The 25,124-nt window shown below is 74.2% G+C and carries 25 protein-coding genes; 16 read left to right on the top strand and 9 right to left on the bottom strand.

The annotated features are described in order from the left end of the window. Window positions 1-17 precede the first annotated feature (17 nt). The 4 genes from ACFY1T_RS24395 to ACFY1T_RS24380 all read left to right on the top strand — a co-directional run bounded on the left by ACFY1T_RS24395 (window position 18) and on the right by ACFY1T_RS24380 (window position 6,596). Complete coding sequence (locus ACFY1T_RS24395; protein ID WP_390790034.1) at window positions 18-2,495, top strand: helicase-associated domain-containing protein; 2,478 nt, start codon at window positions 18-20, stop codon at window positions 2,493-2,495. A gap of 43 nt (window positions 2,496-2,538) precedes the next feature. Further along, complete coding sequence (locus ACFY1T_RS24390; protein ID WP_390790033.1) at window positions 2,539-3,132, top strand: DUF4291 domain-containing protein; 594 nt, start codon at window positions 2,539-2,541, stop codon at window positions 3,130-3,132. A 308-nt stretch (window positions 3,133-3,440) separates the two neighbouring features. Further along, window positions 3,441-4,715: an LPXTG cell wall anchor domain-containing protein gene (locus ACFY1T_RS24385; protein WP_390790032.1), complete on the top strand. Its 1,275-nt coding sequence runs from the start codon at window positions 3,441-3,443 to the stop codon at window positions 4,713-4,715. A gap of 225 nt (window positions 4,716-4,940) precedes the next feature. Then, on the top strand, window positions 4,941-6,596 hold the full coding sequence (locus ACFY1T_RS24380) for a DNA repair helicase XPB (protein ID WP_390790031.1): 1,656 nt from the start codon (window positions 4,941-4,943) through the stop codon (window positions 6,594-6,596). 47 nt (window positions 6,597-6,643) lie between these two features. Here the strand turns inward: ACFY1T_RS24380 and ACFY1T_RS24375 are convergent, their stop codons facing one another. Together ACFY1T_RS24375 and ACFY1T_RS24370 are read right to left on the bottom strand one after the other, a co-directional pair. Continuing rightward, complete coding sequence (locus tag ACFY1T_RS24375; protein WP_390790030.1) at window positions 6,644-7,483, bottom strand: glycosyltransferase family 87 protein; 840 nt, start codon at window positions 7,481-7,483, stop codon at window positions 6,644-6,646. A gap of 173 nt (window positions 7,484-7,656) precedes the next feature. Then, window positions 7,657-7,842: a hypothetical protein gene (locus ACFY1T_RS24370; RefSeq protein WP_030858490.1), complete on the bottom strand. Its 186-nt coding sequence runs from the start codon at window positions 7,840-7,842 to the stop codon at window positions 7,657-7,659. Between the two features lie 433 nt (window positions 7,843-8,275). Between ACFY1T_RS24370 and ACFY1T_RS24365 the strand changes: the two genes are divergently transcribed. Next, window positions 8,276-10,264, top strand: a complete 1,989-nt coding sequence (locus ACFY1T_RS24365) for a HelD family protein (protein WP_390790097.1) — start codon at window positions 8,276-8,278, stop codon at window positions 10,262-10,264. Window positions 10,265-10,342: 78 nt separating this feature from the next. Here ACFY1T_RS24365 and ACFY1T_RS24360 read toward each other — a convergent pair whose 3' ends face one another. Next, window positions 10,343-11,047, bottom strand: a complete 705-nt coding sequence (locus ACFY1T_RS24360; protein ID WP_390790029.1) for a copper homeostasis protein CutC — start codon at window positions 11,045-11,047, stop codon at window positions 10,343-10,345. A 117-nt stretch (window positions 11,048-11,164) separates the two neighbouring features. Here ACFY1T_RS24360 and ACFY1T_RS24355 point away from each other — a divergent pair, with 117 nt between their 5' ends. Beyond that, window positions 11,165-11,830: a hypothetical protein gene (locus ACFY1T_RS24355; RefSeq protein ID WP_390790028.1), complete on the top strand. Its 666-nt coding sequence runs from the start codon at window positions 11,165-11,167 to the stop codon at window positions 11,828-11,830. Window positions 11,831-11,886: 56 nt separating this feature from the next. Further along, window positions 11,887-13,113: a Cmx/CmrA family chloramphenicol efflux MFS transporter gene (locus tag ACFY1T_RS24350; RefSeq protein ID WP_390790096.1), complete on the top strand. Its 1,227-nt coding sequence runs from the start codon at window positions 11,887-11,889 to the stop codon at window positions 13,111-13,113. A 33-nt stretch (window positions 13,114-13,146) separates the two neighbouring features. On the opposite strand, the gene ACFY1T_RS24345 is transcribed toward ACFY1T_RS24350, so the two are convergent. Continuing rightward, window positions 13,147-13,416, bottom strand: a complete 270-nt coding sequence (locus ACFY1T_RS24345; RefSeq protein ID WP_030858500.1) for a DUF4031 domain-containing protein — start codon at window positions 13,414-13,416, stop codon at window positions 13,147-13,149. A gap of 7 nt (window positions 13,417-13,423) precedes the next feature. Continuing rightward, window positions 13,424-13,801 (bottom strand): hypothetical protein, encoded by a 378-nt coding sequence (locus ACFY1T_RS24340; RefSeq protein WP_384708256.1) that lies wholly within the window; start codon window positions 13,799-13,801, stop codon window positions 13,424-13,426. A 102-nt stretch (window positions 13,802-13,903) separates the two neighbouring features. Here ACFY1T_RS24340 and ACFY1T_RS24335 point away from each other — a divergent pair, with 102 nt between their 5' ends. Genes ACFY1T_RS24335 through ACFY1T_RS24325 form a run of 3 tightly spaced genes read left to right on the top strand, consistent with a single transcriptional unit; the run spans window position 13,904 to window position 17,340 of the window. Next, entirely contained in the window at window positions 13,904-14,839 is a 936-nt protein-coding gene (locus ACFY1T_RS24335) for a MurR/RpiR family transcriptional regulator (protein WP_390790027.1), read from the top strand. Next, window positions 14,836-15,798, top strand: coding sequence for an N-acetylmuramic acid 6-phosphate etherase (murQ, locus tag ACFY1T_RS24330; protein WP_390790026.1), 963 nt, complete (start codon window positions 14,836-14,838; stop codon window positions 15,796-15,798). Before ACFY1T_RS24335 ends, murQ begins: the two co-directional genes overlap by 4 nt. A gap of 57 nt (window positions 15,799-15,855) precedes the next feature. Continuing rightward, window positions 15,856-17,340: a PTS transporter subunit EIIC gene (locus tag ACFY1T_RS24325; RefSeq protein WP_390790025.1), complete on the top strand. Its 1,485-nt coding sequence runs from the start codon at window positions 15,856-15,858 to the stop codon at window positions 17,338-17,340. A 63-nt stretch (window positions 17,341-17,403) separates the two neighbouring features. On the opposite strand, the gene ACFY1T_RS24320 is transcribed toward ACFY1T_RS24325, so the two are convergent. Continuing rightward, window positions 17,404-18,744, bottom strand: a complete 1,341-nt coding sequence (locus ACFY1T_RS24320) for a helix-turn-helix domain-containing protein (protein ID WP_390790024.1) — start codon at window positions 18,742-18,744, stop codon at window positions 17,404-17,406. 214 nt (window positions 18,745-18,958) lie between these two features. On the opposite strand from ACFY1T_RS24320, the gene ACFY1T_RS24315 reads away from it, so the two are divergent. The 4 genes from ACFY1T_RS24315 (at window position 18,959) to ACFY1T_RS24300 (ending at window position 21,159) form a co-directional block, all read left to right on the top strand. Further along, complete coding sequence (locus ACFY1T_RS24315; protein WP_390790023.1) at window positions 18,959-19,717, top strand: DUF4232 domain-containing protein; 759 nt, start codon at window positions 18,959-18,961, stop codon at window positions 19,715-19,717. A gap of 26 nt (window positions 19,718-19,743) precedes the next feature. Next, window positions 19,744-20,319, top strand: coding sequence for a GNAT family N-acetyltransferase (locus tag ACFY1T_RS24310; RefSeq protein WP_390790022.1), 576 nt, complete (start codon window positions 19,744-19,746; stop codon window positions 20,317-20,319). Between the two features lie 157 nt (window positions 20,320-20,476). Next, a complete protein-coding gene (locus ACFY1T_RS24305) occupies window positions 20,477-20,749 on the top strand; it encodes a CopG family transcriptional regulator (protein WP_385467088.1) in 273 nt (90 codons plus the stop codon). Continuing rightward, window positions 20,746-21,159, top strand: coding sequence for a PIN domain-containing protein (locus tag ACFY1T_RS24300; RefSeq protein ID WP_390790021.1), 414 nt, complete (start codon window positions 20,746-20,748; stop codon window positions 21,157-21,159). Before ACFY1T_RS24305 ends, ACFY1T_RS24300 begins: the two co-directional genes overlap by 4 nt. Here the strand turns inward: ACFY1T_RS24300 and ACFY1T_RS24295 are convergent. After that, window positions 21,149-21,331 carry a hypothetical protein gene (locus ACFY1T_RS24295; RefSeq protein WP_390790020.1) on the bottom strand — a complete coding sequence of 61 codons (183 nt, stop codon included), beginning with the start codon at window positions 21,329-21,331 and terminating at the stop codon, window positions 21,149-21,151. The two genes, ACFY1T_RS24300 and ACFY1T_RS24295, sit on opposite strands and share 11 nt — an antisense overlap. Window positions 21,332-21,379: 48 nt before the next feature. Between ACFY1T_RS24295 and ACFY1T_RS24290 the strand changes: the two genes are divergently transcribed. Continuing rightward, on the top strand, window positions 21,380-21,589 hold the full coding sequence (locus tag ACFY1T_RS24290) for a DUF397 domain-containing protein (RefSeq protein ID WP_390790019.1): 210 nt from the start codon (window positions 21,380-21,382) through the stop codon (window positions 21,587-21,589). A 101-nt stretch (window positions 21,590-21,690) separates the two neighbouring features. On the opposite strand, the gene ACFY1T_RS24285 is transcribed toward ACFY1T_RS24290, so the two are convergent. Beyond that, a complete protein-coding gene (locus ACFY1T_RS24285; protein WP_390790018.1) occupies window positions 21,691-23,091 on the bottom strand; it encodes a PQQ-binding-like beta-propeller repeat protein in 1,401 nt (466 codons plus the stop codon). Between the two features lie 68 nt (window positions 23,092-23,159). Continuing rightward, window positions 23,160-24,341: a S8 family peptidase gene (locus ACFY1T_RS24280; protein ID WP_390790017.1), complete on the bottom strand. Its 1,182-nt coding sequence runs from the start codon at window positions 24,339-24,341 to the stop codon at window positions 23,160-23,162. Between the two features lie 370 nt (window positions 24,342-24,711). On the opposite strand from ACFY1T_RS24280, the gene ACFY1T_RS24275 reads away from it, so the two are divergent. After that, on the top strand, window positions 24,712-25,038 hold the full coding sequence (locus tag ACFY1T_RS24275; protein WP_390790016.1) for a protease inhibitor I9 family protein: 327 nt from the start codon (window positions 24,712-24,714) through the stop codon (window positions 25,036-25,038). Window positions 25,039-25,124 lie beyond the last annotated feature (86 nt).

Raw genomic sequence — 25,124 nt, 5'->3', positions numbered from 1 at the left:
GACCGGCCGACGCGACCATGGAGGCGACCGTGCCTGAGCTGCCCGAGCCCGGCAGTGCCGCGGAGAACGCCACGGCGAGCAGCGCCCCGCGCTCCCTCGCCGAGGCCCTGCGCGCCCGCGACGACGCGTCGCTCGCCGCCCTGCTGCACGCGCGCCCGGACCTGCTCGGCCCGGTGCCGGGCGACATCACGCAGCTGGCCACCCGGGCCGGCACCCGGGCCTCGGTGATCCGCGCGCTGGACCGGCTCGACCGGTTCGCGCTGCAGACCGCGGAGGCCCTCGCGGTGGCCCCGGACCCGTGCCCGTACCCGGTGCTGGAGTCCCTGCTGGCCGGCGAGCACGGCAGCGGATCCGGTGCCCGCGAGGACAACGGCGCCCGCGCCGAACTCCCGCGCGCCCTGGCCACCCTGCGCGACCAGGCCCTGGTGTGGGGCGACGACGAGCGGCTGCGGCTGGTCCGCACGGCCCGCGAGCTGCTGGCGCCCTCCGCCGGCCGGCCCTCCCCGACGGGCCTCGGGCCGACCGTCGCCGAGGCCACCGCCGGGATGTCGCCGACCCGGATCCAGGAGATCGTGGCGGCCGCCGGGCTGCCCGCCACGCACGACGCGGTGTCGGCCGTGACGGCGCTGACCGGCCTGTTCAACGACCCGGAACGGATGTCGGCGCTGCTGGACGAGGCCCCCGCGGAGGCCCACCAGGTGCTCGGACGGCTCGTGTGGGGGCCTCCGTACGGGGAGGTCACGCCGAACCCGACCCCGCCCGTGCGGTGGCTGCGCGACCGCGGGCTGCTGCTGCCGGCTTCGGCGCGGACCGTCGTACTGCCCCGTGAGGTGGCGCTGCACCTGCGCGGCGGCCTCGCGCACCGGGCGACGGAGCCGCTGGCCCCGGCCGTGCCCGCCGACCGCGAGCACCGTCCACAGCTTGTGGACGCCAACGCGGCCGGGCAGGCGCTGGCCGCGCTGGCCACCGTCGAGGAGCTGGTGAAGTCCTGGGAGCACACCGGGCCGCCGGTGCTGCGGGCCGGAGGCCTTTCCGTACGGGACCTGAAGCGGACCGCGGCCACCCTGGACGCCACCGAGCCGGCGGCCGCGTTCTGGATCGAACTCGCCTATGCGGCCGGGCTGCTGGCCAGCGACGGGGAGGCCGACGAGCGGTACGCCCCCACGCCCGCCTTCGACGACTGGGTCGAACTCCCGCCCGCCGAGCGGTGGTCGGCCCTCGCCGCCGCCTGGCTGCCGGCCACCCGGACCGCCGGCCTGATCGGCGATCAGGACGCCAAGGGCCGCACCCTGTCCACGCTGGGCCCCGATCTGGACCGCTCCGCCGCCCCCGAGGTGCGCCGGCGCGTCCTCGAACTCCTCGCGGCCCTACCCGAGGGCGCCTCCGCGGCCCCCGACACCCTGCTCGCCCGGCTCGACTGGGAGCGGCCCGTACGGGGGACGAGCGCGCTGCGCGCCCGCCTCGCGCGGTGGACGCTGACCGAGGCCGAGGTGCTCGGGGTGACCGGCCGCGGCGCGCTCTCGGCGCACGGCCGCGCGCTGCTGGAGCACCGCGATCCGGCGCCGCTGCTCGCGCCGCTGTTCCCGGAGCCGGTGGACCACGTACTGCTGCAGGCCGACCTGACGGCGGTGGCGCCCGGGCCGCTGCGCCGGGGGCTCGGCGATGTGCTGGCCGTCCTCGCGGACGTGGAGTCCAAGGGCGGGGCGACCGTCTACCGCTTCACGCCCGGCTCCGTACGGCGGGCGCTGGACTCCGGGCGGACCGCGTCCGACCTGCACGCCTTCCTCGCCGAGCACAGCATCACGCCGGTTCCGCAGCCGCTGGCCTACCTGATCGACGACGTGGCGCGCCGGCACGGGCACCTGCGGGTCGGCGCGGCCTCCTCGTACGTGCGCTGCGACGACGACGGCATGCTGAACGAGATCCTGGCCGACCGGCGCTCCGCCGGGCTCGGGCTGCGGCGCCTGGCCCCGACGGTGCTGGCGGCGCAGGCCGAACCGGGGGCGCTGCTCGACGGGTTGCGGGCGATGGGCTACGCGCCGGCCGCGGAATCGTCGACCGGGGACGTGGTCGTGGCGCGGGCCGACGCCCACCGGACGCCGGCGAGATCGGCGCCGGTCCCGGTGCCGGACGGGCCGCCGGTACCGGACGTGACGCTGCTGGGGGCGGCCGTCCGGGCGATCCGCGCGGGCGACCTGGCGGCGACGGCGGTGCGCAAGGAGCCTGCTGCCGCGTCGGCGGGGGTTCTGGCGGGCGAACTCCCGCGTACGAGCGCGGCGGAGACCCTGGCCACGGTGCAGGCGGCCGCGCTGACCGGGACGGCGGTGTGGATCGGGTACGTGAACGCGGACGGCGCGGCGAGCCAGCGCGTCATCGCCCCGGTCCGGGTGGAGGGCGGCTTCGTCACGGGGTACGACCACACGGCCGACGAGGTGCGGACGTACGCGCTGCACCGGATCACGGGGGTCGCGGAGCTGGCGGAGGAGCACCTGTAAAACGGCTGGCGGCCCCGGGCCGGCGCCGAGCACCCTTGTGCCCATGCAAGAAGTACGAGCCAACCGGCAGATCAGGGCCGCCCACACCGACACCACGGTGACCGTCTACCAGGCGTACTCACCCGCGCTGGGACTGCCCGCGGCCCGCGACGGCCGGTTCCCGCCCGCCTGGAAGCGGGAGCGGATGACGTGGATCAAGCCGTCGTTCCTGTGGATGATGTACCGCTGCGGCTGGGCCGCCAAGGCCGAGCAGGAGACGGTGCTGGCCGTCGAGATCACCCGCGAGGGCTTCGACCGCGCGCTGCGCGACGCCTGCCTGTCGCACTTCGAACGCGGCACCCACGCCGACCACGAGGCCTGGCAGCGGGCGCTGCGCGGGAGCAGTGCCCGCGTCCAGTGGGACCCGGAGCGCGATCTGCACCTGAACCCGCTGCCCCACCGCTCGCTCCAGCTGGGCCTGTCCGGACCCACCTCGCGCGCGTACGCCGACGAATGGACGGTCTCGATCCGCGACGTGACCCCGCTGGCCCGGGAGATCCACGGCCTGGTCCGCTCGGGGGACGAGGGCGCTGCGCGGGCGCTGCTGCCGGTGGAGACACCGTATCCGGCGGGGCCGCTGGAGCACCTGGGCGCGTAGCCGGAACGCGATCCGAAAAGCGGAATGCGAGGCATCGTTTTCGCAGCTCAGATGGGGTGGGAGGCCTTCCGGTCCCTGTTGCAGAGCGGTGACAGAGGGGCGATGGATTGGTGATCCACGATGTGTGAAGATCAGTTCATCGCAGCAAGCGGCCGAGGAAGTCGAACCGGCGCCGGAGCGAGAACCCCGCACCACCCGCCACCGGCGCTCCGCCGCGGCACCTCGCACGTCCTCTTCCGTCTGCCCTGCCGGCCGCCACCGCTCCGCGCTGCTCGCCTGCCTTCGTGATTCCTTGGGGGGAGTCCACCATGTCCGCTCGCACCATCACCCGCCGCACCGTCCGCTCCGCGGCCGCCACCGCCGTCGTCGCCGCCGTCGCAGGTACCGTCCTGATGCCGCTGTCGGCGTACGCCGCCCCGGCCGCCGAGAACCTGCACGCGCTGAAGATCACGATGGGCGCCCCCGCACCGAGCGGCCCGCTGACCCGGGGCGGCGCGACGGAGACCTTCGAGCTGACGGTCTCCAACCCCGCGGACAAGCCGAGCTCGTTCCACCCCTGGATCCTCCTGGAGGGCGCGGGCGCGAGCCCGCTCCAGCAGAGCGACGTCACCTTCAAGGTCGAGGGCGTGACCGCGCCGGCGACCGAGTCCTTCATCGGGCAGCAGGACGGCGAGTGGCAGGGCATGTTCCACCAGGCGGGCAAGCCGCTCGGGGACGGCTTCGAGATCCCGGCGGGCGCCAAGCTCACCTGGAAGGTCACGATGGGCCTCGGCAAGAGCTACCCGACCACCAACGGCGACTTCAAGCTGACGGCCACGAGCTACACGGGCGAGGTGGCGGACGACGGCGCCGCCAGCCTGACGTTCAAGACGGAGCCGTCGGTCAAGAAGGGCAAGCTGGAGACCGCGTTCAAGAACGTCGGAGACTGCAAGGGCGTCCCGGCCCTCCAGTGCCGCGAGATGGACCTGAGCTACCGGCTCACCGGCGACGGCGAGTTCGGCACGGCGCTGCGCACGTCGGTGGGCGTCAACTTCGGCACCAACGTCAAGGTGCCCAACCTCCAGCTGGAGATGCTGGTGGACGGCAAGTGGCAGGGCGTGAACACCTCCGACCCGTACAACTTCGACCTGCCGACGATCCCGAAGGGCTTCAGCGCCGCCGCCGGCGAGCGCATCGTGCACCTGCGGACCTCGCTGGGCCCGAACACGGACTTCAAGAAGGCCACCGACATCACCCTGCAGTCCGGCATCGGCCTGGCCGAGGGCAACACCTACGAGTTCGCGGGCAGCGAGACGAAGTTCCAGCTCGCCCCGGCCACCACGGCCACGTCGCCCTCGCCGACCCCGAGCAAGTCCGCCACCACGCAGCCGTCCACGAGCCCGTCGCCGTCCGCCTCGGCCTCCGCGACCGCCGTGGTCGCCGCGAACAGCAACACCAAGGCCACCGGCGCCACGGGCTCCCTGGCCAGCACCGGCGCCGACTCGAACACCGCCCTGTACTCCGGCCTGGCCGCCGTCCTCGTCGGCCTCGGCGGCGCCGCCGCATGGTTCGGCGCCCGCCGCCGCCGCGCGACGCGCGTCTGATCACCCGCACCACGGCGAAGGGGCCCGGCACACCAAGTGCCGGGCCCCTTTCCCGTGCTCACCCGGACCGTGAGGGGTGCGTTCCCCTCGTGCGGTGAGCGGCGGCCGCGCGGCGGCTCGTACGCGGCCGCACGGCCATGGCTGTCCCCCCACCGGGCGGATGCGGCAGACTGGAGGTTTGGCCGTCCGCGCCCGGTCGGCCACCCCCGCAGGAAAGGGACGTTTGTGAACGGGCCTCTCATCGTCCAGAGCGACAAGACACTGCTTCTCGAGGTCGACCACGAGCTCGCCGGGGCGGCGCGGCGGGCCATCGCCCCCTTCGCCGAGCTCGAGCGGGCCCCCGAGCACATCCACACGTACCGGATCACCCCGCTCGGCCTGTGGAACGCGCGGGCCGCGGGGCACGACGCCGAGCAGGTCGTCGACGCGCTCGTCGAGTTCTCCCGCTACCCCGTCCCGCACGCGCTGCTCGTCGACGTCGCCGAGACCATGGCGCGCTACGGCCGCCTCACCCTCTCCAAGCACCCCGTGCACGGGCTGGTCCTGACCAGCACCGACCGGCCCGTGCTGGAGGAGATCCTGCGCTCCAAGCGGATCACCCCGCTCGTCGGGGCCCGGCTCGACCCCGACACCGTCGCCGTGCACCCCTCCGAGCGCGGGCAGATCAAGCAGACCCTGCTGAAGCTGGGCTGGCCGGCCGAGGACCTCGCCGGGTACGTCGACGGCGAGGCGCACGCCATCGACCTCGTGGAGGACGGCTGGGCGCTGCGGCCGTACCAGCAGCAGGCCGTCGAGGGCTTCTGGCACGGCGGATCGGGCGTGGTCGTGCTGCCCTGCGGCGCCGGGAAGACGCTGGTCGGCGCCGGGGCCATGGCGATGGCCAAGGCCACGACGCTGATCCTGGTCACGAACACCGTCTCGGCCCGCCAGTGGAAGCACGAGCTGGTCAAGCGGACCTCGCTGACGGAGGAGGAGATCGGCGAGTACTCCGGCACCCGCAAGGAGATCCGGCCGGTCACGATCGCCACGTACCAGGTCCTGACGACGAAGCGGAAGGGCGTCTACCCGCACCTGGAGCTGTTCGACTCCCGGGACTGGGGCCTGATCCTCTACGACGAGGTGCACCTGCTGCCGGCGCCGGTGTTCAAGTTCACCGCCGACCTCCAGGCCCGGCGGCGGCTCGGCCTGACCGCGACCCTGGTCCGCGAGGACGGCCGCGAGTCGGACGTGTTCTCGCTGATCGGCCCGAAGCGGTTCGACGCGCCGTGGAAGGAGATCGAGGCACAGGGCTACATCGCGCCGGCGGACTGCGTCGAGGTCCGGGTGAACCTGACCGAGAGCGAGCGGCTGGCGTACGCGACCGCCGAGACGGAGGAGAAGTACCGCTTCTGCGCGACGACGGCGACGAAGCGGAAGGTCACCGAGGCGCTCGTCGCCAAGCACAAGGGCGAGCAGACGCTGGTCATCGGTCAGTACATCGACCAGCTCGACGAGCTCGGCGAGCACCTGGACGCGCCCGTCATCAAGGGCGAGACCTCGAACGCGCAGCGGGAGAAGCTCTTCGACGCCTTCCGCGAGGGCGAGATCAGCGTGCTGGTGGTGTCGAAGGTCGCGAACTTCTCGATCGACCTGCCCGAGGCCACGGTCGCGATCCAGGTGTCCGGTACGTTCGGCTCCCGCCAGGAGGAGGCCCAGCGGCTGGGCCGCGTACTGCGCCCGAAGGCGGACGGCCACGAGGCGCGGTTCTACTCGGTCGTCGCGCGCGACACGATCGACCAGGACTTCGCCGCCCACCGCCAGCGCTTCCTGGCCGAACAGGGCTACGCCTACCGGATCATGGACGCCGACGACCTCCTGACGGCCGACGGCCCGACGGACTGACCGGCTGACCGGCTGACCGGCTGACCGGACGTGAGGCCCGGCCCGCCTCAGCCGTCGTGGCCGGGCCGCGGATCCTCGACGACGCGGACATCCTGCTGCCCGAGGGGTGACCTGCGGAGCGGGAGCGGGAACAGGACGAGGTCCGGCCGCGGCTTCGGGCGGCGGCGGGCCGCCGTCCGGGCCAGGAGGGCGAGCAGCGGGAGGGACCAGACCCACAGGTGCGGCCAGTCCGACAGCAGGGCCCGGCCCGGGGCGGGCAGGTGGCGGGCCCAGAAGGCGGCGGAGTCCTGCGGGAGCACCAGCAGGCCGAGCAGGGCGGTCCCGGCGAGGGCGCCCGAAGCCGTCAGAGCGGCCCGGACCCGGCCGGTCAGCAGCAGGTACGGGATGAACAGCGCCGGGGTCAGGGTGATCCCGGCGGCCGTGCCCAGCGCGAAGCCCTTGCCGAGGGCGCCGCGGGGCCGGCGCAGGTCCCACAGGACCAGGCAGGCCAGCGCCAGGTTGATCTGCCCGGCGAGCAGGCTCTGGAACAGCGGCTCCACCCACAGCCCGGCGATGGTGGCCCCCAGGACGGGCCCGGGCCGGGCCCGCAGTCCCGCGAGGCGGCAGGACATCAGGAGCAGCAGGGCCAGCAGGACCGCGTTGCCGAGCACGAAGACGGCCTTCAGGACCCCGGCGGGCAGCCAGGCGGCCGGGGTGAACAGGATCGCCGCGAAGGGCGGGTACGCCGAGGGAGGGCGCCACTCGGCGGCGCTGAAACCGGCGGCGAGGCCGTCGGCGATCGGGATCCGCACCACGATGCAGAGCACGCCGAGCACGAGGAGCGAGCCCGTGACCAGCACGCCGACCAGGGGCGACGTCGGGGGGCTGGAAGGGAGACTCCGGGTCACGCGCGTGACCCTAGTGGATCACCGTGGACGCCCCGCCGCTATCCGGCCAGCCCGCCGCCCGGCCCGTGCGGCCGTACGCGGACCCGGGGCGTGCCCGGGGCGGGATGGGGGCAGGCCCGGAGCGGGACCGAGGCAGGCCCGAGGCAGGCCCAGGGCAGGCCCGGGGCCGCTGGTCAGCGGCGTATGACGCCCGCGTCCTCGGCGTATTCGCCCAGCACGACCACGCTCACGGCCGCGGAGGCGAAGACCTTCGCTGCACGCAGGGCGTTGCCCACCAGGTGGCGGGGGCGGGAGTCGGAGGTGGCGGTGGCGCCGCTAGGGCGGCCGCCCCGGATCGGGGTGAAGGTTGCGGTGCTCATGTATCCATGGTGCATTTTCGTCCCGAATATCACATCGGTCTCGGGGTGGAATCGCAGGCCCTCCCGCCTCCTCCTCCCGGCCCATGCCGTCCCCTAGTGGCTCTGTCCCAGGTCTGACACTCCCCGGTACGACACCCGGACGGGCCTACCCCCGCGGAGGGACCTCCCGCCGGTGAATCCGTTAGCGCCGCGCCTGCGCACTGACTACAATCTCCGCTCTTGCCGCCTCCCGCCGCCGTTTCGGGGAGAGCCGCCCGCCGGACGGAAACCGGCGGGCATCGTTCCGTACCGATCAGCAGCTGGAGGCATTTCCGTGTCCGCGCACGCCCCCGAAACCGGCATCGACGACGACAGCGACAGCGGCTCCGGCGCCCACCACCCCCTCGCCCGCGAGCAGGCCCACCTCACCGCCTCCCGCTCCGCCCTGCGCGCCATGCGCGAGGACGTCGAGGCCCTCGACATCCGTGACGTCACCGCGAACTGGGTCAACGCGATCGTCCTCCAGGCCCAGATCGACGACCGGATCAAGGCCCTCGCAGACCTCGCGCACACCCCGCTCTTCTTCGGCCGCCTCAACTACCTGCACGCACCCGGCGCGGACCTCGCCGAAGGCGCGGAGGGCGAGCAGTTCTACATCGGCCGGCGGCACGTCCACGACGCCGACGGCGATCCGATGGTGATCGACTGGCGCGCGCCGGTCTCCCAGCCGTTCTACCGCGCCTCCAAGAACGATCCGCAGGACATCGCCCTGCGCCGCCGCTTCGGCTACACCGGCGGCGAGCTCACCGCGTACGAGGACGAGCACCTCTCCGACCCCTCGGAGGCGGCCGCCGTCAGCAAGCTGCTCCAGCAGGAGATCGAGCGCCCGCGCGTCGGCCCCATGCGCGACATCGTCGCGACGATCCAGCCCGAGCAGGACGAGATCGTCCGCTCCGGCCTGTCCGGGTCCGTCTGCGTGCAGGGCGGCCCCGGCACCGGCAAGACGGCGGTCGGCCTGCACCGCGTCGCGTACCTGCTGTACGCCCACCGCGAGCGGCTCGCCCGCACCGGAACGCTCGTCATCGGGCCGAACCGTTCCTTCCTGCAGTACATCGAGCAGGTCCTGCCGGCCCTCGGTGAGCTGGAGGTCAAGCAGGCCACCGTGGAGGACCTCGTCTCCCGCGACGGCCTGGAGATCCGCGGCGCCGACGCCGCCGCGACGGCCGTGGTCAAGGGCGACGCCCGCATGGCGGAGGTGCTGCGCCGCGCGGTCCGCTCGCACGTCACCCCGCCCTCCGAGCCGCTGATGGTGGTGCGCGGTTCGCGCCGGTGGCGGGTGCCCGCGTACGAGCTGGCGGAGATCGTGACCGAACTCCTCGACCGGGACATCCGCTACGGCGCCGCCCGCGACGCGCTGCCGCAGCGCATCGCGCACACCGTGCTCGTACGGATGGAGCAGGCGGGCGAGGCGCCGGACGACCGCGTCCAGGACGCGGTGGCGCGCAGCGCCGCCGTGAAGGCGGCGGTCAAGGCGGTGTGGCCGGCCGTGGACCCGGCCAAGCTGGTGCTGCGCCTGCTGTCGGACGCGGAGTTCCTGGCGGAGCACGCGCAGGGGGTGCTCTCGGACGAGGAGCAGCGGCTGCTGCTGTGGGCGAAGCCCTTCCGCAGCGTGAAGTCGGCGAAGTGGTCGGCGGCCGACCTGGTCCTGATCGACGAGGCGGCGGACCTCGTGGAGCGCACGCACTCGCTGGGCCATGTCGTCCTCGACGAGGCGCAGGACCTGTCGCCGATGCAGTACCGGACGGTCGGGCGGCGCTGTACGACCGGCTCGGCCACGGTCCTGGGCGACCTCGCGCAGGGCACGACCCCGTGGGCCACGCGCAGCTGGGACGAGGCGCTGGCGCACCTGGGCAAGCCCGAGGCGGTGCTGGAGGAGCTGACGGCCGGCTTCCGCGTGCCGCGCGAGGTGATCGCGTACGCCTCGCGGCTGCTGCCGTCGATCTCGCCGGGGCTGGCCCCGGTCTCCTCGGTGCGTGAGACGCCGGGCTCGCTGGTCGTCGCGCCGGCGGCGGATCCCGCGGACCTGACCGCCTCGGTGATCGGGGCCTGCCGCGCCTCGCTGGGCCACGAGGGCTCGGTCGGCCTGATCGCGGCGGACGCCCGGATCCAGGAGCTGGGGGCGGCGCTGGAGGCGGCGGGGATGGCCTACCTCTCGCCCGGCGAGGAGACGACGGCGCACGCGCGCCTGACGCTGGTCCCGGCCTCGCTGGCCAAGGGCCTGGAGTACGACTACGTGGTCCTGGACGAGCCCGCCGCGATCGTGGCGGGCGAGCCGGACGAGCGCACGGGCCTGCGGCGCCTGTACGTCTGCCTCACCCGCGCGGTGTCGGGCCTGACGGCCCTGTACGCGGACCCGCTGCCCGAGGCGCTCGCCGGGGTGTGAGGCGTACGGCGGCCGGTGCCCGCCCGGCACCGGCCGCCTGCCGAACGGCCCGCCTCCGGTGCGGGCCCGGCGGTACGCCTACGCCAGTGCGGCCCTCCAGTCGGCCACCGCCGAGGCCGAGACCGGGCCCGTCCAGCCGTCGGGCCGGGCCGCGCCGCCGATGTGGAAGGCGTCGATCCCTGCGGCCCGCAGCACCGGCAGGTGGGCCAGCGTCAGCCCGCCGCCCACCAGGATCTGCGCCGTGTACCCCGGCTCGCCCCGCCGCGCCGCCTCGGCCAGCAGCACCGGCAGCCCCGCGTCGACCCCGGTCGCCGAGCCCGCCGTCAGGTACGTGTCCGGCGCGGCGGACTCCGGCAGCTCCGCGAGCGCCTTGCGCAGCTGGTCCCGGTCCGCGGCCCGGTCGATGGCCCGGTGGAAGGTCCACTTGCAGCCGCCCAGCTCCGCCACGACCGCCTCGATCGCGGCCAGGTCGGGGCCGCCGTCCGGGGCCAGGAAGCCGAGGACGAACTCCTCCGCGCCCTCCGCCCGCAGCGCCCGCGCCCGCGCGGCCAGCAGCTCCACGTCCGCGGCCGAGCCCGCCGCGAAGCCGTCGGCCGTACGGAGCATCACGCGCAGCGGGATGTCGACCGCCGCCCTGATCGCCGCGAAGGTCTCGCGCGGCGGGGTGAGCCCGTCGGCGGCCATGTCGGTGACCAGTTCGAGGCGGTCCGCCCCACCCTCCTGGGCCGCGACCGCGTCCTCCGCGTCGAGGGCGATCACCTCCAGGACTGCACGGTTGCTCATTGGGCCCCACTCCTCCGGAAAGCTGCTGGTATGGAAAATAGGTCTAGTCCAATATCCAGGGTACGGGCCTCCGCCCACCCTCCACCAGCACAATCACGCCACCCGCACAATGTGCGCATGGACCGCATGGACACCGCCCCGCTCCGCGCCCGCTGGCACGCGACCACCACCGCCGCCGGCGCGGCCGCCGGGCACGATCCCGACCCGTACGCCGACCGGCTCCTCGCCGCCTGGGCCGAGCCCCAGCGCCGGTACCACACCACCGCGCACCTGGCCGACGTGCTCGCCCGGATCGACGTGCTCGCCGCGCACGCCGCCGACCCCGCCGCCGTCGAGCTCGCCGCCTGGTTCCACGACGCCGTCTACCGCCCCGACCGCTCCGAGAACGAGGAGCGCAGCGCGGCCCTCGCCGAGCGCGCCCTGCCCGAGCTCGGCATCGACGCGGCCCGCACCGCCGAGGTGGCCCGGCTGGTCCGGCTCACCGTCACCCACGACCCCGCCCCCGGCGACACCAACGGCGAGGTGCTCTGCGACGCCGACCTGGCCGTGCTCGCGGGCGCGCCCGACGCGTACGCGGCGTACGTCGCCGCCGTCCGCGCCGAGTACGGCTTCGTCCCCGAGGACGCCTTCCGCGCCGGCCGGGCCGCCGTACTGCGCCAGCTGACAGGCCTGCCCCGGCTCTTCCGCACCCCGTACGGCACCGCGCACTGGGAGGCCCCGGCCCGCCGCAACCTGGCCGCCGAGCTCGCCGATCTGAGCACCGGTCCCGCCGACCGGGAATGAGAACCGCTTCGCGGCGGTTTGTGCAGAGCATGCCCTCCGCCGCAGCACGCTCCCGCATGCCCGTCGCCGTCTACGTCCTCGGCCTGTCCGTGTTCGCGCTCGGGACCAGCGAGTTCATGCTCTCGGGGCTGCTGCCGCCCATCGCGCGGGACATGGACGTCACCATCCCGCAGGCCGGCCTGCTGATATCGGCCTTCGCGATCGGCATGGTCGTCGGAGCGCCGCTGCTGGCGGTGGCCACCCTGCGGCTCCCGCGCCGCACCACCCTCATCGCCCTCATCAGCCTCTTCGGCCTCGGGCAGGTCGCGGGCGCGCTGGCCCCCTCGTACGAGCTCCTCTTCGCCTCCCGCGTCGTCTCCGCGCTCGCCTGCGCCGGCTTCTGGGCGGTCGGAGCCGCCGTGGCCATCGCGATGGTGGAGAAGGACCAGCGCGCCCGCGCCATGGCCGTCATGATCGGCGGCCTGTCCATCGCCAACGTCCTCGGCGTCCCCGCCGGCGCCTTCCTCGGGGAGCACCTGGGCTGGCGGTCCGCGTTCTGGTCGGTCGGCGCGGCCTCGGCGGTCGCCCTCGCCGGCATCCTGACGCTGATCCCGGACATCCCGCGGCCCGCCGTACGCCCCACCCTCGCGCGGGAGCTGCGCATCTACCGTGACCGCCAGGTGTGGCTGTCGATCGGCATCACGGCGCTGGCCGCGGGCGGGGTCTTCTGCGCCTTCAGCTACCTGTCGCCGCTGCTCACGGATGTCGCCGGACTGGACGCCGGCTGGGTGCCGTGGGTGCTCGCGCTGTTCGGGATCGGCGCGCTCGTCGGCACGACGATCGGCGGGCGGATCGCGGACGCGCACCTGTTCGGCGTGATGCTGTGGGGGATCACCGCCTCGACGCTCTTCCTCGTGGCGCTGGCCCTCTTCGCTTCCTCGGCCGTGGCCGCGGTGGGACTGTCGTTCCTGATCGGCGTCTCGGCGTTCGCCACGGCGCCGGCCCTCAACGCCCGCATGTTCAACGTGGCGGGCGCCGCCCCGACCCTGGCCGGAGCCACCACGACGGCCGCGTTCAACCTGGGCAACACGGGCGGACCCTGGCTCGGCGGCGCCGTCATCGACGCCGGCCGCGGCTTCGCCGCACCCGCCTGGGCGGGCGCGGCGATGACGGTGACGGCCATCGCCCTGGGCGCGGTCGCCCTGCGCCTGCACACCCGGGCGCCCCAGCCCCCGACCCGCGTGATCGCCTCCTCGGCCCCGGCCCCTGCGGCGGCCGCGGCCGAACGGGCCGCCACCCGCTGACCCGCCGGCCAGACGGGTCTTCGACGACGCCCCCTACGCCGCCGGGCGGCCCTTCGGGCGGCGCAGGCCCGCGGCCGTCAGGCGGCGGACCAGCTCCTTGCTGCCGACCTCCACCGCGCCCGCGCCCACCGCGTCCGCGTAGCGGTGCGACGGCACGTCGTAGTGGTCCCGCTCGAACGCCTTCGCCGGGCAGCCGATCGACGCCGCGAAGGCGTGCAGCTCCTCGTACGAGACGTCGCTCACCAGGTGCGACCACATGCGGCCGTGGCCCGGCCAGGTCGGCGGGTCGATGTAGAGCGTCACCGGCGGCTCACCGGCCGGCGCCGAACACGGGGCCGAGGGCGCCCACCGCGGCGACCTTCACCCCGGCCTTGCCGCACACCCAGTGCGGGTCCGGCCCCAACTCCGGCTCCACGTCCAGCGCGTGCGGATCGCCGTGCGAGCAGACCGGGCACAGCGGCCAGCGTCCGTACTTCTCCAGCAGCGCGTCCTGCACGTCCTGGGCGACGAGTCCGGAAAGGTAGTCGACCCCCTCGGGCCACTGCTCCACCCACCACCGGCGGTGCGTGACCGAGTCCTCGACGAGGGAGACGACATCGGCGTCGGCGACCTCGCCGGCGGCGAGATCGGCGAGAACAAGTGCGCGGGCGACGTGCAGCGCCTGTTCCAGGGGGGTCGCGTGGTCCATGCGCCCATTGTGGACCCGTACGGCCCACGCTGACGAAGGTCATTTCGTCACAGCGGCTCATGGCGCCTTGACGGCCCCCACAGCCGAAAATAGCTTTCAGGTGTGAGCGGCGACGTGAAGGAAACTTCCAGCACTCCGGCCCCGGCCTCCGGTGCCCCCGCCCCCGGCGCCCTGCGGGCCCGGATCCGGGCGCTCGACCCCTCCATGACCCGCTCCGTCCGGGCCGTCGCCGAAACCGTCGCCGCCGACCCCGCCGGCTGCTCCCGCCTCACCGTCGGCGCGCTCGCCGCGCGCACCGGTACCAGCGAGGCCACCGTCGTCCGCACCGCCCGCCTCCTCGGCTACCCCGGCTACCGCGACCTGCGCCTGGCCCTCGCCGCGCTCGCCGCGCAGCAGGAATCCGGCGCGGCCCCCGCCCTCGCCGCCGACATAGCCGTCGACGACCCCCTCGCCGACGTCGTCGCCAAACTGGCCCACGAGGAGGCCCAGACCCTCGCCGACACCGCCGCCGGACTCGACCTCACCGCGCTCGCGGCCGCCGTCACCGCACTGGCGACCGCCCGCCGGATCGACATCTACGGCGTCGGCGCCTGCGCACTCGTCGGCCAGGACCTCGCCCAGAAGCTGCTGCGCATCGGCCTCGTCGCCCACGCCCACGGCGACCCCCACCTGGCCGTCACCGGCGCGGTCCAGCTGCGCCCCGGCGACGCCGCCGTCGCGATCACCCACTCCGGCGCCACCGGCGACGTGATCGACCCCCTCCGTACGGCCTTCGAGCGCGGGGCCACCACCATCGCGCTCACCGGCCGCCCGAACGCCCCCGTTTCCCATTACGCCGACCTCGTACTGGCCACCTCCGCCGCCCGCGAGACCCGGCTGCGCCCGGCCGCCATGTCCAGCCGGACCAGCCAGCTCCTCGTCGTCGACTGCCTGTTCGTCGCCGTCGCGCAGCGGACGTACGAGAGTGCCGCCCCCGCGCTCGCCGCCTCGTACGAGGCGCTCGCCCCCCGCCGATCCGCCAGGAGCCCCCGCCCATGACCGGCCCGCACGCCGACAGCCCGCACGCCGATGGCTCGTACACCGCACTCCGCGCCCAGCTCGACACCCTGACCACCGAGGCCTTCCGCCCCGAACTGGCCGAGATCGACCGGCTGTCCACCCTGGACATCGCCCGCACCATGAACGCCGAGGACGCCGGCGTCCCGGCCGCCGTCGCCGCGCAGCTGCCGCGGATCGCGGCCGCGATCGACGCCATCGCGCCGCGGATGGCCCGTGGCGGGCGGCTCGTGTACGCGGGCGCCGGCACGGCCGGCCGCATGGGCGTCCTGGACGCCAGCGAGTGCCCGCCCACCTTCAACACCGATCCGGCGCAGGTCGTGGGCCTGATCGCGGGCGGGCCCGGCGCCATGGTCCGGTCCGTGGAGGGCGCCGAGGACTCGAAGGAACTGGCCGCCGCGGACCTGGCCGCCCTGGACATCGGACCGGACGACACCGTCGTCGGCGTCTCCGCCTCCGGCCGCACCCCGTACGCCATCGGCGCGGTCGAGTTCGCCCGTACGCGCGGGGCGCTCACCGTCGGCCTGTCCTGCAACGCCGGCTCGGCGCTGGCCGCGGCCGCCGAGCACGGCATCGAGGTCGTCGTCGGGCCCGAGCTGCTGACCGGGTCCACCCGCCTGAAGGCCGGCACCGCGCAGAAGCTCGTACTGAACCTCGTCTCGACCATCACCATGATCCGGCTGGGCAAGACCTACGGGAACCTGATGGTCGACCTGCGCGCCTCCAACGAGAAGCTGCGGGCCCGCTCGCGCCGGATCGTCGCGCTGGCCACGGGCGCGCCGGACGAGGAGATCGAGGCCGCGCTCGACGCCACCGGCGGCGAGGTCAAGCAAGCCGTGCTCGTCCTGCTCGGCGGCGTGGACGGCCCGGCGGCCGCCGAACTGCTCACGGCCGCACGCGGCCACCTCCGCGAGGCCCTGGCCATGGCCTCGGCCCCCTGACCCCGGCCTCCCCGACCCGCTGACTGCCCCGTTTCCCCGACGCAAGGCGATCACCACATGTCCACTGACAAGAACCGCGCCACCGCCGCCGCGATCCTCCCCCTGGTCGGCGGCCCGGACAACATCGGCTCGATCGCGCACTGCATGACCCGGCTGCGCATCGCCCTGCACGACCGCTCGCTGGTCGACGACGAGGCGCTGCGGGCGCTGCCCGCCGTACTGGGCGTCGTCGAGGACGACACCTACCAGATCGTGCTCGGGCCGGGAGCGGTCGCCCGGGTGACCCCGGAGTTCGAGGCGCTGGTCGAGGAGGGCCGGTCCTCCCGTACCGCCGGGGCTGCGGTGACCGCCGGGGAACTGGCCGAGCGGGGCGCCGCGTTGAAGCAGGCGCAGAAGGCCCGCAACAGCACACCGGTGAAGCTGTTCCTGCGCCGGATCGCGAACGTCTTCGTACCGCTGATCCCGGCGCTCATCGGCTGCGGCATCATCGCGGGCCTGAACGGCGTGCTGCTCAACACGGGCTGGCTGCCGGCCGTCGTCCCCGCGCTCGCCGCGATCGCCTCCGGGTTCATGTCGCTGATCGCGGTCTTCGTCGGCTACAACACGGCCAAGGAGTTCGGCGGCACCCCGGTCCTGGGCGGCGCCGTCGCCGCCATCATCGTCTTCCCCGGCGTCGCGAAGATCGACGCCTTCGGCCAGCACCTCTCCCCCGGCCAGGGCGGCGTCCTCGGGGCGCTGGCCGCCGCGTTCCTCGCCGTGCAGGTGGAGAAGGCGTGCCGCAGGTGGGTCCCGGAGTCGGTGGACGCGCTGGTCACCCCCACCCTCACCGTCCTGATCTCCGGACTGGTGACGATCTTCGGCCTGATGTTCCTCGCCGGTGAGGTCGCCACCGCCATCGGCTCCTTCGCCACCTGGATGCTCGCCGGCGGCGGCGCCTTCGCGGGGCTGGTCCTCGGCGGACTGTTCCTGCCGCTGGTGATGCTCGGTCTGCACCAGGCCCTGATCCCGATCCACACCACCCTCATCGAGCAGACGGGCCACACCGCCCTCCTGCCGATCCTCGCCATGGCGGGCGCGGGCCAGGTCGGCGCGGCGCTCGCGGTCTACTGCCGGCTGCCGCACAACCGGTCCCTGCGCACCACCATCAAGTCCGCGCTCCCGGCCGGTTTCCTGGGCGTCGGCGAGCCGCTGATCTACGGGGTCTCGCTGCCGCTCGGGCGCCCCTTCGTCACCGCCTGCGTGGGCGGTGCGGCGGGCGGGGCGTTCGTCGGGCTCTTCAACCAGCTCGGGGTCGCCTTCGGCGCCACGGCCATCGGCCCCTCGGGCTGGGCCCTGTTCCCGCTCCTGGACGGCCCCTCGGGTCTGGGCCCGAACCTCGCGATCTACGCGGGCGGCCTCGCGGTCGGCTACCTGGTGGGCTTCGCCGCCACCTGGTTCTTCGGCTTCACCCGCCAGATGCTGACGGACCTCGACACCGACCCGCAGCCCGTGGCGGACGCCGCCCCGACCGCGGACGCCGACAAGGAACCGGCGATGACCTGACGGCGCCGACGCCGACGCCGACGCCTCCACCTGCGCCCTCGGCCGACACGGCGGTCCGGCCGGTCAGTGAGTCGTTCCCGCCGGGACCCAGCCGTCGCCGCCGAGGGGGAACTCGTAGCCGGGCCGCCCGTTGTAACCGCTGGTACGGAAGGGCTTTCCGTTGTTGTCGATCTTGACGGTGCCGTGGCGGGACCCGCTCGACCAGGCCAGCTCCAGGTACCAGCTCACGTCGTACGCGGAGGCGTCGGCCCTGACGTAGAACACCTCCGGTTCGGACTCGCTCACCTTGAACGGGAAGTTCGGCTGCCCCGCCTCGGGTACGACGGCCGGGCGCACGGCGTCGAGGGCGACGGTGAAGGAGCGCGTCGGCACCCCGGCGCCGCAGCCGACGCCCGGGTAGCCCATGGCGTAGTCGTTCCAGGCGAGCGGCGCACGCTTGCCCGCCATGCGGACGGTCAGGCTCTCCAGGACCACCGTGTCCTTGCCGGTGCCCTGGAGGGTCAGCGTGACGTACTGCTTGCCCGCGGACACGGCTCCGACCGCCCCCACCCACGCGGGCGTGTCCCGTTCCAGGGGCGGCGGGGCCACCTGGGCCGGAGGCCTCTCGATCAGGTAATGCTGGTCGCACGGGTTTTCCCAGGTGTAGGGCTGGGTGGTCACCTTCACCGGCGTACCGGACGCGGTGTCGCCGCCGCGACCGGCGGGGGACGGGCTCGCGGTGGGGGCGTTGGGGGCGGCGCCGGCCGCCGGCGCGGAGTCCGAGGGCGAGGGTGAGGGCGAGGGCGAGGGCGAGGGCGAGGCTCCCGAGCGTGCCGCCTCGGACGCCCCCGTCGTCCCGCCGTCCGTACGCCGCCCCGCGCCGTCCGCGAGGGACGCGGCACCGGCGGGGCGCTCCCGGGCGTCGCCGTCTCGTGTCGGCAGGTACGCGCTGAGCGCCACCGCCCCGGCCACGACGGCCACGGCGATCCCCGCGAGGACGGCCGTGCGGATCCGGCGGCGCCCGTTCGGCGCGGGCGGACCGGAAGGAGCAGCAGGCTCGACGAGCGGCTCGGCCGGGTCAGCCGAGTCGGCGGGGTCCTCCGGCTCCGCCGGAAGCGTCTGCGCGGGCGCCTCCGCGCTCGGTGTCCTGGCGCCCGGCTCACCGCCCTTGCGCGGGCGGTTGGCGTCCGCCAGCACCCAGGCCCGGTGCAGTTCGACGAGTTCCCCGGGCGATGCCTTGCAGAGGCGGGCGAGCCGTTCGACCGGTGCGTAGTCCGCGGGGATCACGTCGCCGATGCAGTACCGGTGCAAGGTCGACGTACTCATGTGGAGCCGTTTGGCGAGCGTTCCGTAGCTGAGCCCGGACCGGTCCTTCAGCTCTCGCAGCAGCCGGGCGAACCCGGCATCAGCAGTGTCTTCCGACACCGTTCCTCCCACCCCGTGTCCCGTCACGCATCCCAGCAACAGGCTGTTTCAGCAGCTCAGAGCCTGTTTCAGCATCCCAGCGTCCCTGACCGCCCCTCGGGTGCAGCGGCTGGGACGGATCACCGCGCAGGCTGAGGCCATCCAAGCACACGGCTCCCGGCGCCGGTCCCGACGAACCACCGCCCCTGCCGGGCCACATGAAAGGCCATCAGCCATGACCGCGCTCCGCACCACTCGTACGACCCGGCGCCTCGCCGGTGCCGCCGCCGTCGCCCTCGCCGCGCTCGCCCTCACCGCGTGCCAGAACGGCACGGGCCTCAAGGACGGTGGAGCCGCGACCGCCTCGGACTCCACCACGGCGACCCCCTCGCCGACGGGCGCCACGAGCCCCGCCCCGGGCACCCCCGCCCCGGGCGCCGCGAAGACCGGTACCGGCACGGGCAAGGGCACCGGCTCGGGCTCCGGCACCGGTTCCGGCTCCGGCTCCGGCTCCGGCTCCGGAGAGGCGAAGGGCGGCTCGTCGGACCCGGCCGCCGCCGCGGGCAACCGCGTCCTGTGCAACGGCTCCAACACCGAGGTGACCGTCCAGCCGGTCGCCCGACCGCTCAACCACATGCTGATCTCGGTGAAGAACACCGGCTCGAAGTCCTGCGACCTGACGTACTACCCGGTCCTCCGCTTCGACGAGATGCAGTGGGCCCCGGCTCCGCGGCAGGAGACCCGCCCCCAGGCCGTGGTGTCCCTCGCGCCCGGCCAGTCGGGCCACGCGGCGGCCATGCTGGCGGCGGCCGACGGCAGCGGCGAGGGCGGAACGACCGGGCAGAAGCTCACGATCGCCTTCCAGGGGCGCACGCCCAACAGCAGCGGCGGCGCGTCCGCCATCCCGTCCCTGCCGGCCAAGGGCGTCTACTACGACAGCTCGCTGACGGTCACGTACTGGCAGCAGAACATCGAGGACGCGCTGGGCTCTTGAGCGGGAGCCTCGGCATACTCTCCGGCATGGAGATACCCCCCGTAGTCCCGCCCGGCCGGATGAGCGCGCTGCCCCAGGCCGTGCTCGACCTCCCGGACGGGTGGCTCCTGCGGCCCTGGGAGCCGTACGACGCCCCCTCGCTGGTCGCCTCCGGCACGGACCCGGACATCCAGCACTGGAACCGCACGGGCCGGTTCACCGAGGCCCGGGCCGAGGAGCGCATCGCGCGTTACCGCGCCGACTGGGAGGCGGAGAAGGCCGCGCTCTGGGCGATCGCCCCCGCCACCGGCGTACCGGCCGTCGGCCTGATCGGCCTGGCCGACCTCGACCTGGCGGGTGGGAGCGGGGAGATCCTGTACTGGCTGCTGCCCGCGGGCCGCGGCAGCGGGACCATGGCCGGGGCCACGGACCGGGTCAGCCGCTGGGCCTTCGAGGAGCTCGGCCTGCACCGCCTGCGGATCACCCACTCCGTGGCCAACCCGGCGTCCTGCCGCATCGCGGAGAAGGCCGGTTTCCCGCTGGAGGGCACCATGCGAGGGGCCCTCCTCCACGCGGACGGCTGGCACGACGAACACCTCCACGCCCGCCTGCGCACGGACTGACCGGTCCCGCCTTGAAGATCGCCGCATGATCACACCATCGAGCTAACACGTGGCGACGAACGCCCCGCGGGGCCGCATATGCCAGCAACCTATGCACATGCATTCCCTCACCCCACATGCCGGACACGGTGGTGGCATCGCAAGTAGCATGGGTGGCATGAGCGAGCCCACCCAGAAGTACTCGATCTCGATGCCCCGCGACGTCGCCGAGGCCGCTCGCGCCCGCAGCGGCCCCTCGGGCCTGTCCGCCTACGTCACCGCCGCCGTGGCCCGCCAGATCGAGCGCGACAACCTCGCCGAGCTCATCGCCGTCGCCGAGGCGGAGATCGGCCCGATTACAGCCGAGGAAATCCGCGAGAAGGGCGACTTCCTCGTGCGTGCGCACAAGGAAGAGTCGGCCATTGCCGAAGACGGGCGGAGCGCCGCATGACACCCCGGAAGGCCGCCCCCGCCGGCACTCTCGTCCTCGACAGCGAGGGACTCGCGAAGTACATCTCCCGCGACCGTGAAACCGTGGGCTGGCTGGCGGCAGCCCACGCCCGGGACGTCCGTGTCATCACCAGCACGGCCACCCTCGTCGAAGTGATCCACCCTCAGATCAACGTGCCGGCACTGAAGTGGGCCCTCTCCCGCGTGGTGGTCGAACCCGTCACGGAGGAGATCGCCCACCGGGCCACCGACCTGCTCCGCGAAGCGGGACTGCACGGGCACAAGCACGCCATCGACGCCATGCTCGCCGCCACCGCGCTCGCGGCGCCCGGGCCGGTCACCGTCCTGACCTCCGACCCGGAAGACCTGACGGCCCTCTGCGGCACACGCCTCGCCACGGTCAAGGTCTGACCACCCCCGCGGGGCCCGACCCGGCTGCGGTCCGCAGGAAGCGGACCAGGTCATCGGTGCTGCAACCGAGGCTCGGGCCCCGCTCGGCGGCCATCAGGAGCAGCTTCCAGGCCAGCTCGAACTCCCAGGCCCGCGCGGTAGCGAGGCGCCCCTCCAGGGCGGCCTCGCTCACGCGGGACGGGCCCGCTCGTGCAGGACGACGGCCAGCCGGAGCGCGGTGGTGACGTTGCAGCGGCCGAGGTCGATCAACGGGAGCCCGTACGTCCCCGCCGCCGAGACCACCCACAGTGGCGGCAGTGGCGGCGACTGCCTAGAAGTCGCCGACGGCCACCCCGACCTCGTCCCCGTCCGGGACTACAAGGTCCCGGACGGCCCCCACCTCACCTTCAACGGCCCGGCCTGGACGGCGTTCGTCACCAGCCTCGGCTGAACGAGCCGTACATGAGGCTGGTGGTCGAGCGGGATCCTTCCCGTACAGGGCGACCGTCGAGATCCCCGCCCCCGTGGGCATCGCCCTCGACACCCGGCCCCTCACCAGCCGATAGTCGGGGCCACGTCGAAGATCGGGGGGAGGCTGCCGTCGGCGTCGAGGTTGACGAACGTCCTCCCGTGGAGGGCGAACGACTCGCCCAGCCGGAGGCCCCGCAGGACCGTCGACTCGCCGTCCGGCTTCCCGGTTCGCGGGTCGAGGTGCCAGAGGTGGTGGTACGCGCCCTCCGTGACCACGGCGATCCGCCCGGACCGGCCGTCGGCGGCCAGGGCCCGGACCCGCCAGTCGTTCTCGAAGGCGCGGGTCCACAGGTGGCGGCCGTCCGTCAGGGAGAACGCCGCCAGCAGCTCCCGCTTCTCCCGCTCCGGGACGGACGCGTACAGCACGTCGCCGACGACCAGCCACTCCGTCTCACCCGTGGTCGGGACGTACGGCTCCTGCGACTCCGCCCGCACGCGGCCCGCCTCGTCGAACACCAGCAGGCGGCCGTCACCGACGGCGGCGGCCAGGGACGCCGACGCGATGCGCGGGGACTCGTACCCGACCGGCATCGGGTACCGCCAGGCGACGGCGCCGGTGCGGGCCCCGAGCGCGAACAGCTCGACTCCCGCGTCGGTCCGGGCCAGGAGCAGGACCCGCTCCGGGCCGGCGGCCACCTCCACGGCGACGGCGCCCGCCGGCAGCGGGGAGCGCCACCGCTCGGCGCCGGTGGCCAGGTCGTATGCGAGAACGGCGTCCGCGGTCGCGGTCACGGCCAGGGAACCTCCCGCGGCCGGCCGGCCCACGAGGTGCGGGATGTTCATGGTCCAGAGCTGCTTGCCGGAGGTGACGTCCACCGCCACCAGGCGGCCTCCGCAGCCGTCCAGCACGGTGGCGAAGGTCAGCAGACCGGTGCCGGAAGGGCTGTCCGCGCTCATCGCGCACACCGCCCCGCCTGCCGGAACCCGCAGGCTCCAGCCCCGGCGGCCCTCCCCGTCGTAACCGGTCACGCCGTCCGCTCCGGCCCGGACCACGAACCCGGTGGCCGGGGGCCCCGCCCAGGAGCCGAGCGGCTTCCCGACTGCCGAACTCCCCGGGGCCTGGTACGAGAAGAGGTCCATGTGCGGGCCGCGCAGCCAGGAGAAGCCGAGCCACCCGGGCCACAGGGCGACCAGCGCGACGGCGACCGCCGCGGTCCAGCCGCCGGCGGACCGGTACGCACGGCCCTTCACGACCGACCACCACAGCCCGCCCGCCGCCAGACCGGCGAGCAGCGTCCACCAGACCAGCGAATCCAGCCCGCGCGGGCAGCCGCCGTAGTCGCACACGCCGTCGGTCATGTCGACGGCGGTCAGCTTCGCGCACAGGACGGCGTACAGCACCGCGACCGCGCTGAAGGCGCAGGCCGCGGCCAGCCGTACGCGGTCCCGGAGCCGCTTCACCGGCGGCGGTGTCGTGTCCATGATCCCCCTCGGCCCGCAGCCTATCCCCGAGCGGGCTGCGGGCCCGGTTCGTCAGGACCCTCCTGCGGTCAGAGACCGGCGGTGTACAGCAGCTTGTTCGGGGAGGCCGGGCTGAGGCTCTTCAGGACGTCCTTCGTGGACTCCTGCTCCAGGTACTCGGCGACCTCCTCCGGAGCGGCGGTCGGGTGCGCCTGCTTGTAGAGGACGGCCACACCGGCGACGTGCGGCGCCGCCATCGAGGTGCCGTCCAGGGCCACGCTGCCGCCGCCCAGCTTCGCGGAGACGATGGCCTGGCCGGGCGCGTAGAGGGTGACGCACTGGCCCCAGTTGGAGAAGGAGGTCTCCTCGTCGTACTGGTTGGTCGCCGCCACCGTCACCACGAGCGAGGCGGACGCGGGCGAGACGCCGCAGGCGTCCTTCGCGGAGTTGCCCGCCGCGACGACCGGCAGCACCCCGGCGGCGGTGACCGCGTCCGCGGCGTCGTTGACGGCCTTCGACAGGTCCCCGCCCAGGGAGCCGTTCATGACGGCCGGCTGCTTGGCGTTCTTCGCCACCCAGTCCATGCCCGCGATGATCCCCGACCAGGTGCCCATGCCGTCACAGCCGAGGACACGGACGCTGACCAGGTTCGCCTTGCGCGCCACCCCGTACGTCTTGCCCGCGACCGTGCCCGCGACGTGCGTGCCGTGGCCCTGGCAGTCCGCGCCGAGCCGCCCGTCGCCGATGGCGTCGAAGCCGAAGGTGGCGCGCCCGCCGAACTCGTCGTGCGCGTAGTCGATGCCCGTGTCGAGGATGTAAGCGGTCACCCCGGCGCCGTTGCCCTCGGTGGTGAAGCTGTTGTCGAGCGGCAGCTCCTTCTGGTCGATCCGGTCCAGGCCCCACGAGGAGGACGGCGCACGCGTACCCGGCGTCCGGGTCGGCTGCGGCACGGACTGGACCGCGGCGTCCTCCTCGACCGACTTCACCCCGAGGCTCACCCGGACGATCTGCAACTGGAGCGGGGTCAGCGGGACCGCGAAGCCGTTCATCGCCTTCGTGTAGACGAACGTCGGCTTCAGGCCCAGCTTCGTCGCGGCCTTCGCCGCGTCCACCCCCTTGTCCAGGGTCACGATGTACTTGCCGGGCACCGCGTTCGCGGAGGTGTGCAGGGGTACCGGGGTCGGCTCCGGGGTGTCGGCGGCGGCCGTACCGGCCGCGACCGCGGGCACGGTGAGGAGGGTGGCGGCGGCCAGGCGTGCGAGCAGGCGCATGGAAGGAACTCCCTGAGGGGGGCAGGACGGGAAACCGGCATGAAGGAGCCGCCCCGACCAGGGCGGATGCCTCTGCGGGTGCGGCCTTCCCTTCCATCGGTGCCACGCGGGCGCGCCATGAACCACCGCCGCCCGCCCGGCCGATCGCCGGCCGCCCGCGCAACACGCGCTGCCGCACAAGCTGCAGAAAGGGTTGTCCCCCTGTGCCGTCAAGGCCGTGCCGCGCGCCGTCCCGGCCCGGGCCCCCCGGCAAGATCACCCGTACGGCCCGCCCCCACACCGGCGAGCGCGCAGCCGGTGCGCCCCCGGTGCCTCCGCCACCCCCACGCACGTCGTTGACCTGCGGCGTCGTACGTGATGGCCTCACCCCATGCGCACCCGCCTGAGCCGGGCCCTGCCCGCAGCCGTCGTCGTACTGGCCGCCTTCTCCGCCCTCCCCGCGTCGACGGCCACGGCCGCCGTGCACGCACCGGTCCCGTACGCGGCCCCCGCCGACCACCCCACGTACATCGTCACCGTGAGCCGGGACCTCGACCCCGCCGACGTGGCGCGGCGGGTCGGTGTCACCCCGGTCCACGTCTACGACACCGCCCTGCACGGCTTCGCCGCCCCGCTCAGCCCCGCCCAGCGCGTGGCCCTGCGGGCACTGCCGGGCGTCGAGACCATCGAGCAGGACGGCACGGCCTCGGCCGGCTGACGGGCGCCCGGCCGTTCCCCCTCCCCGCCCGCCGCTTAGGGTGAGGACGATCAACTCGGCTGTTGATCGGGGGAGTCGGGGGGAGA

This window comes from Streptomyces sp. NPDC001194 (assembly GCF_042896985.1).
In the GTDB taxonomy this organism is placed as follows: domain Bacteria; phylum Actinomycetota; class Actinomycetes; order Streptomycetales; family Streptomycetaceae; genus Streptomyces.
This window is presented reverse-complemented; position numbering and strand designations above follow the sequence as displayed.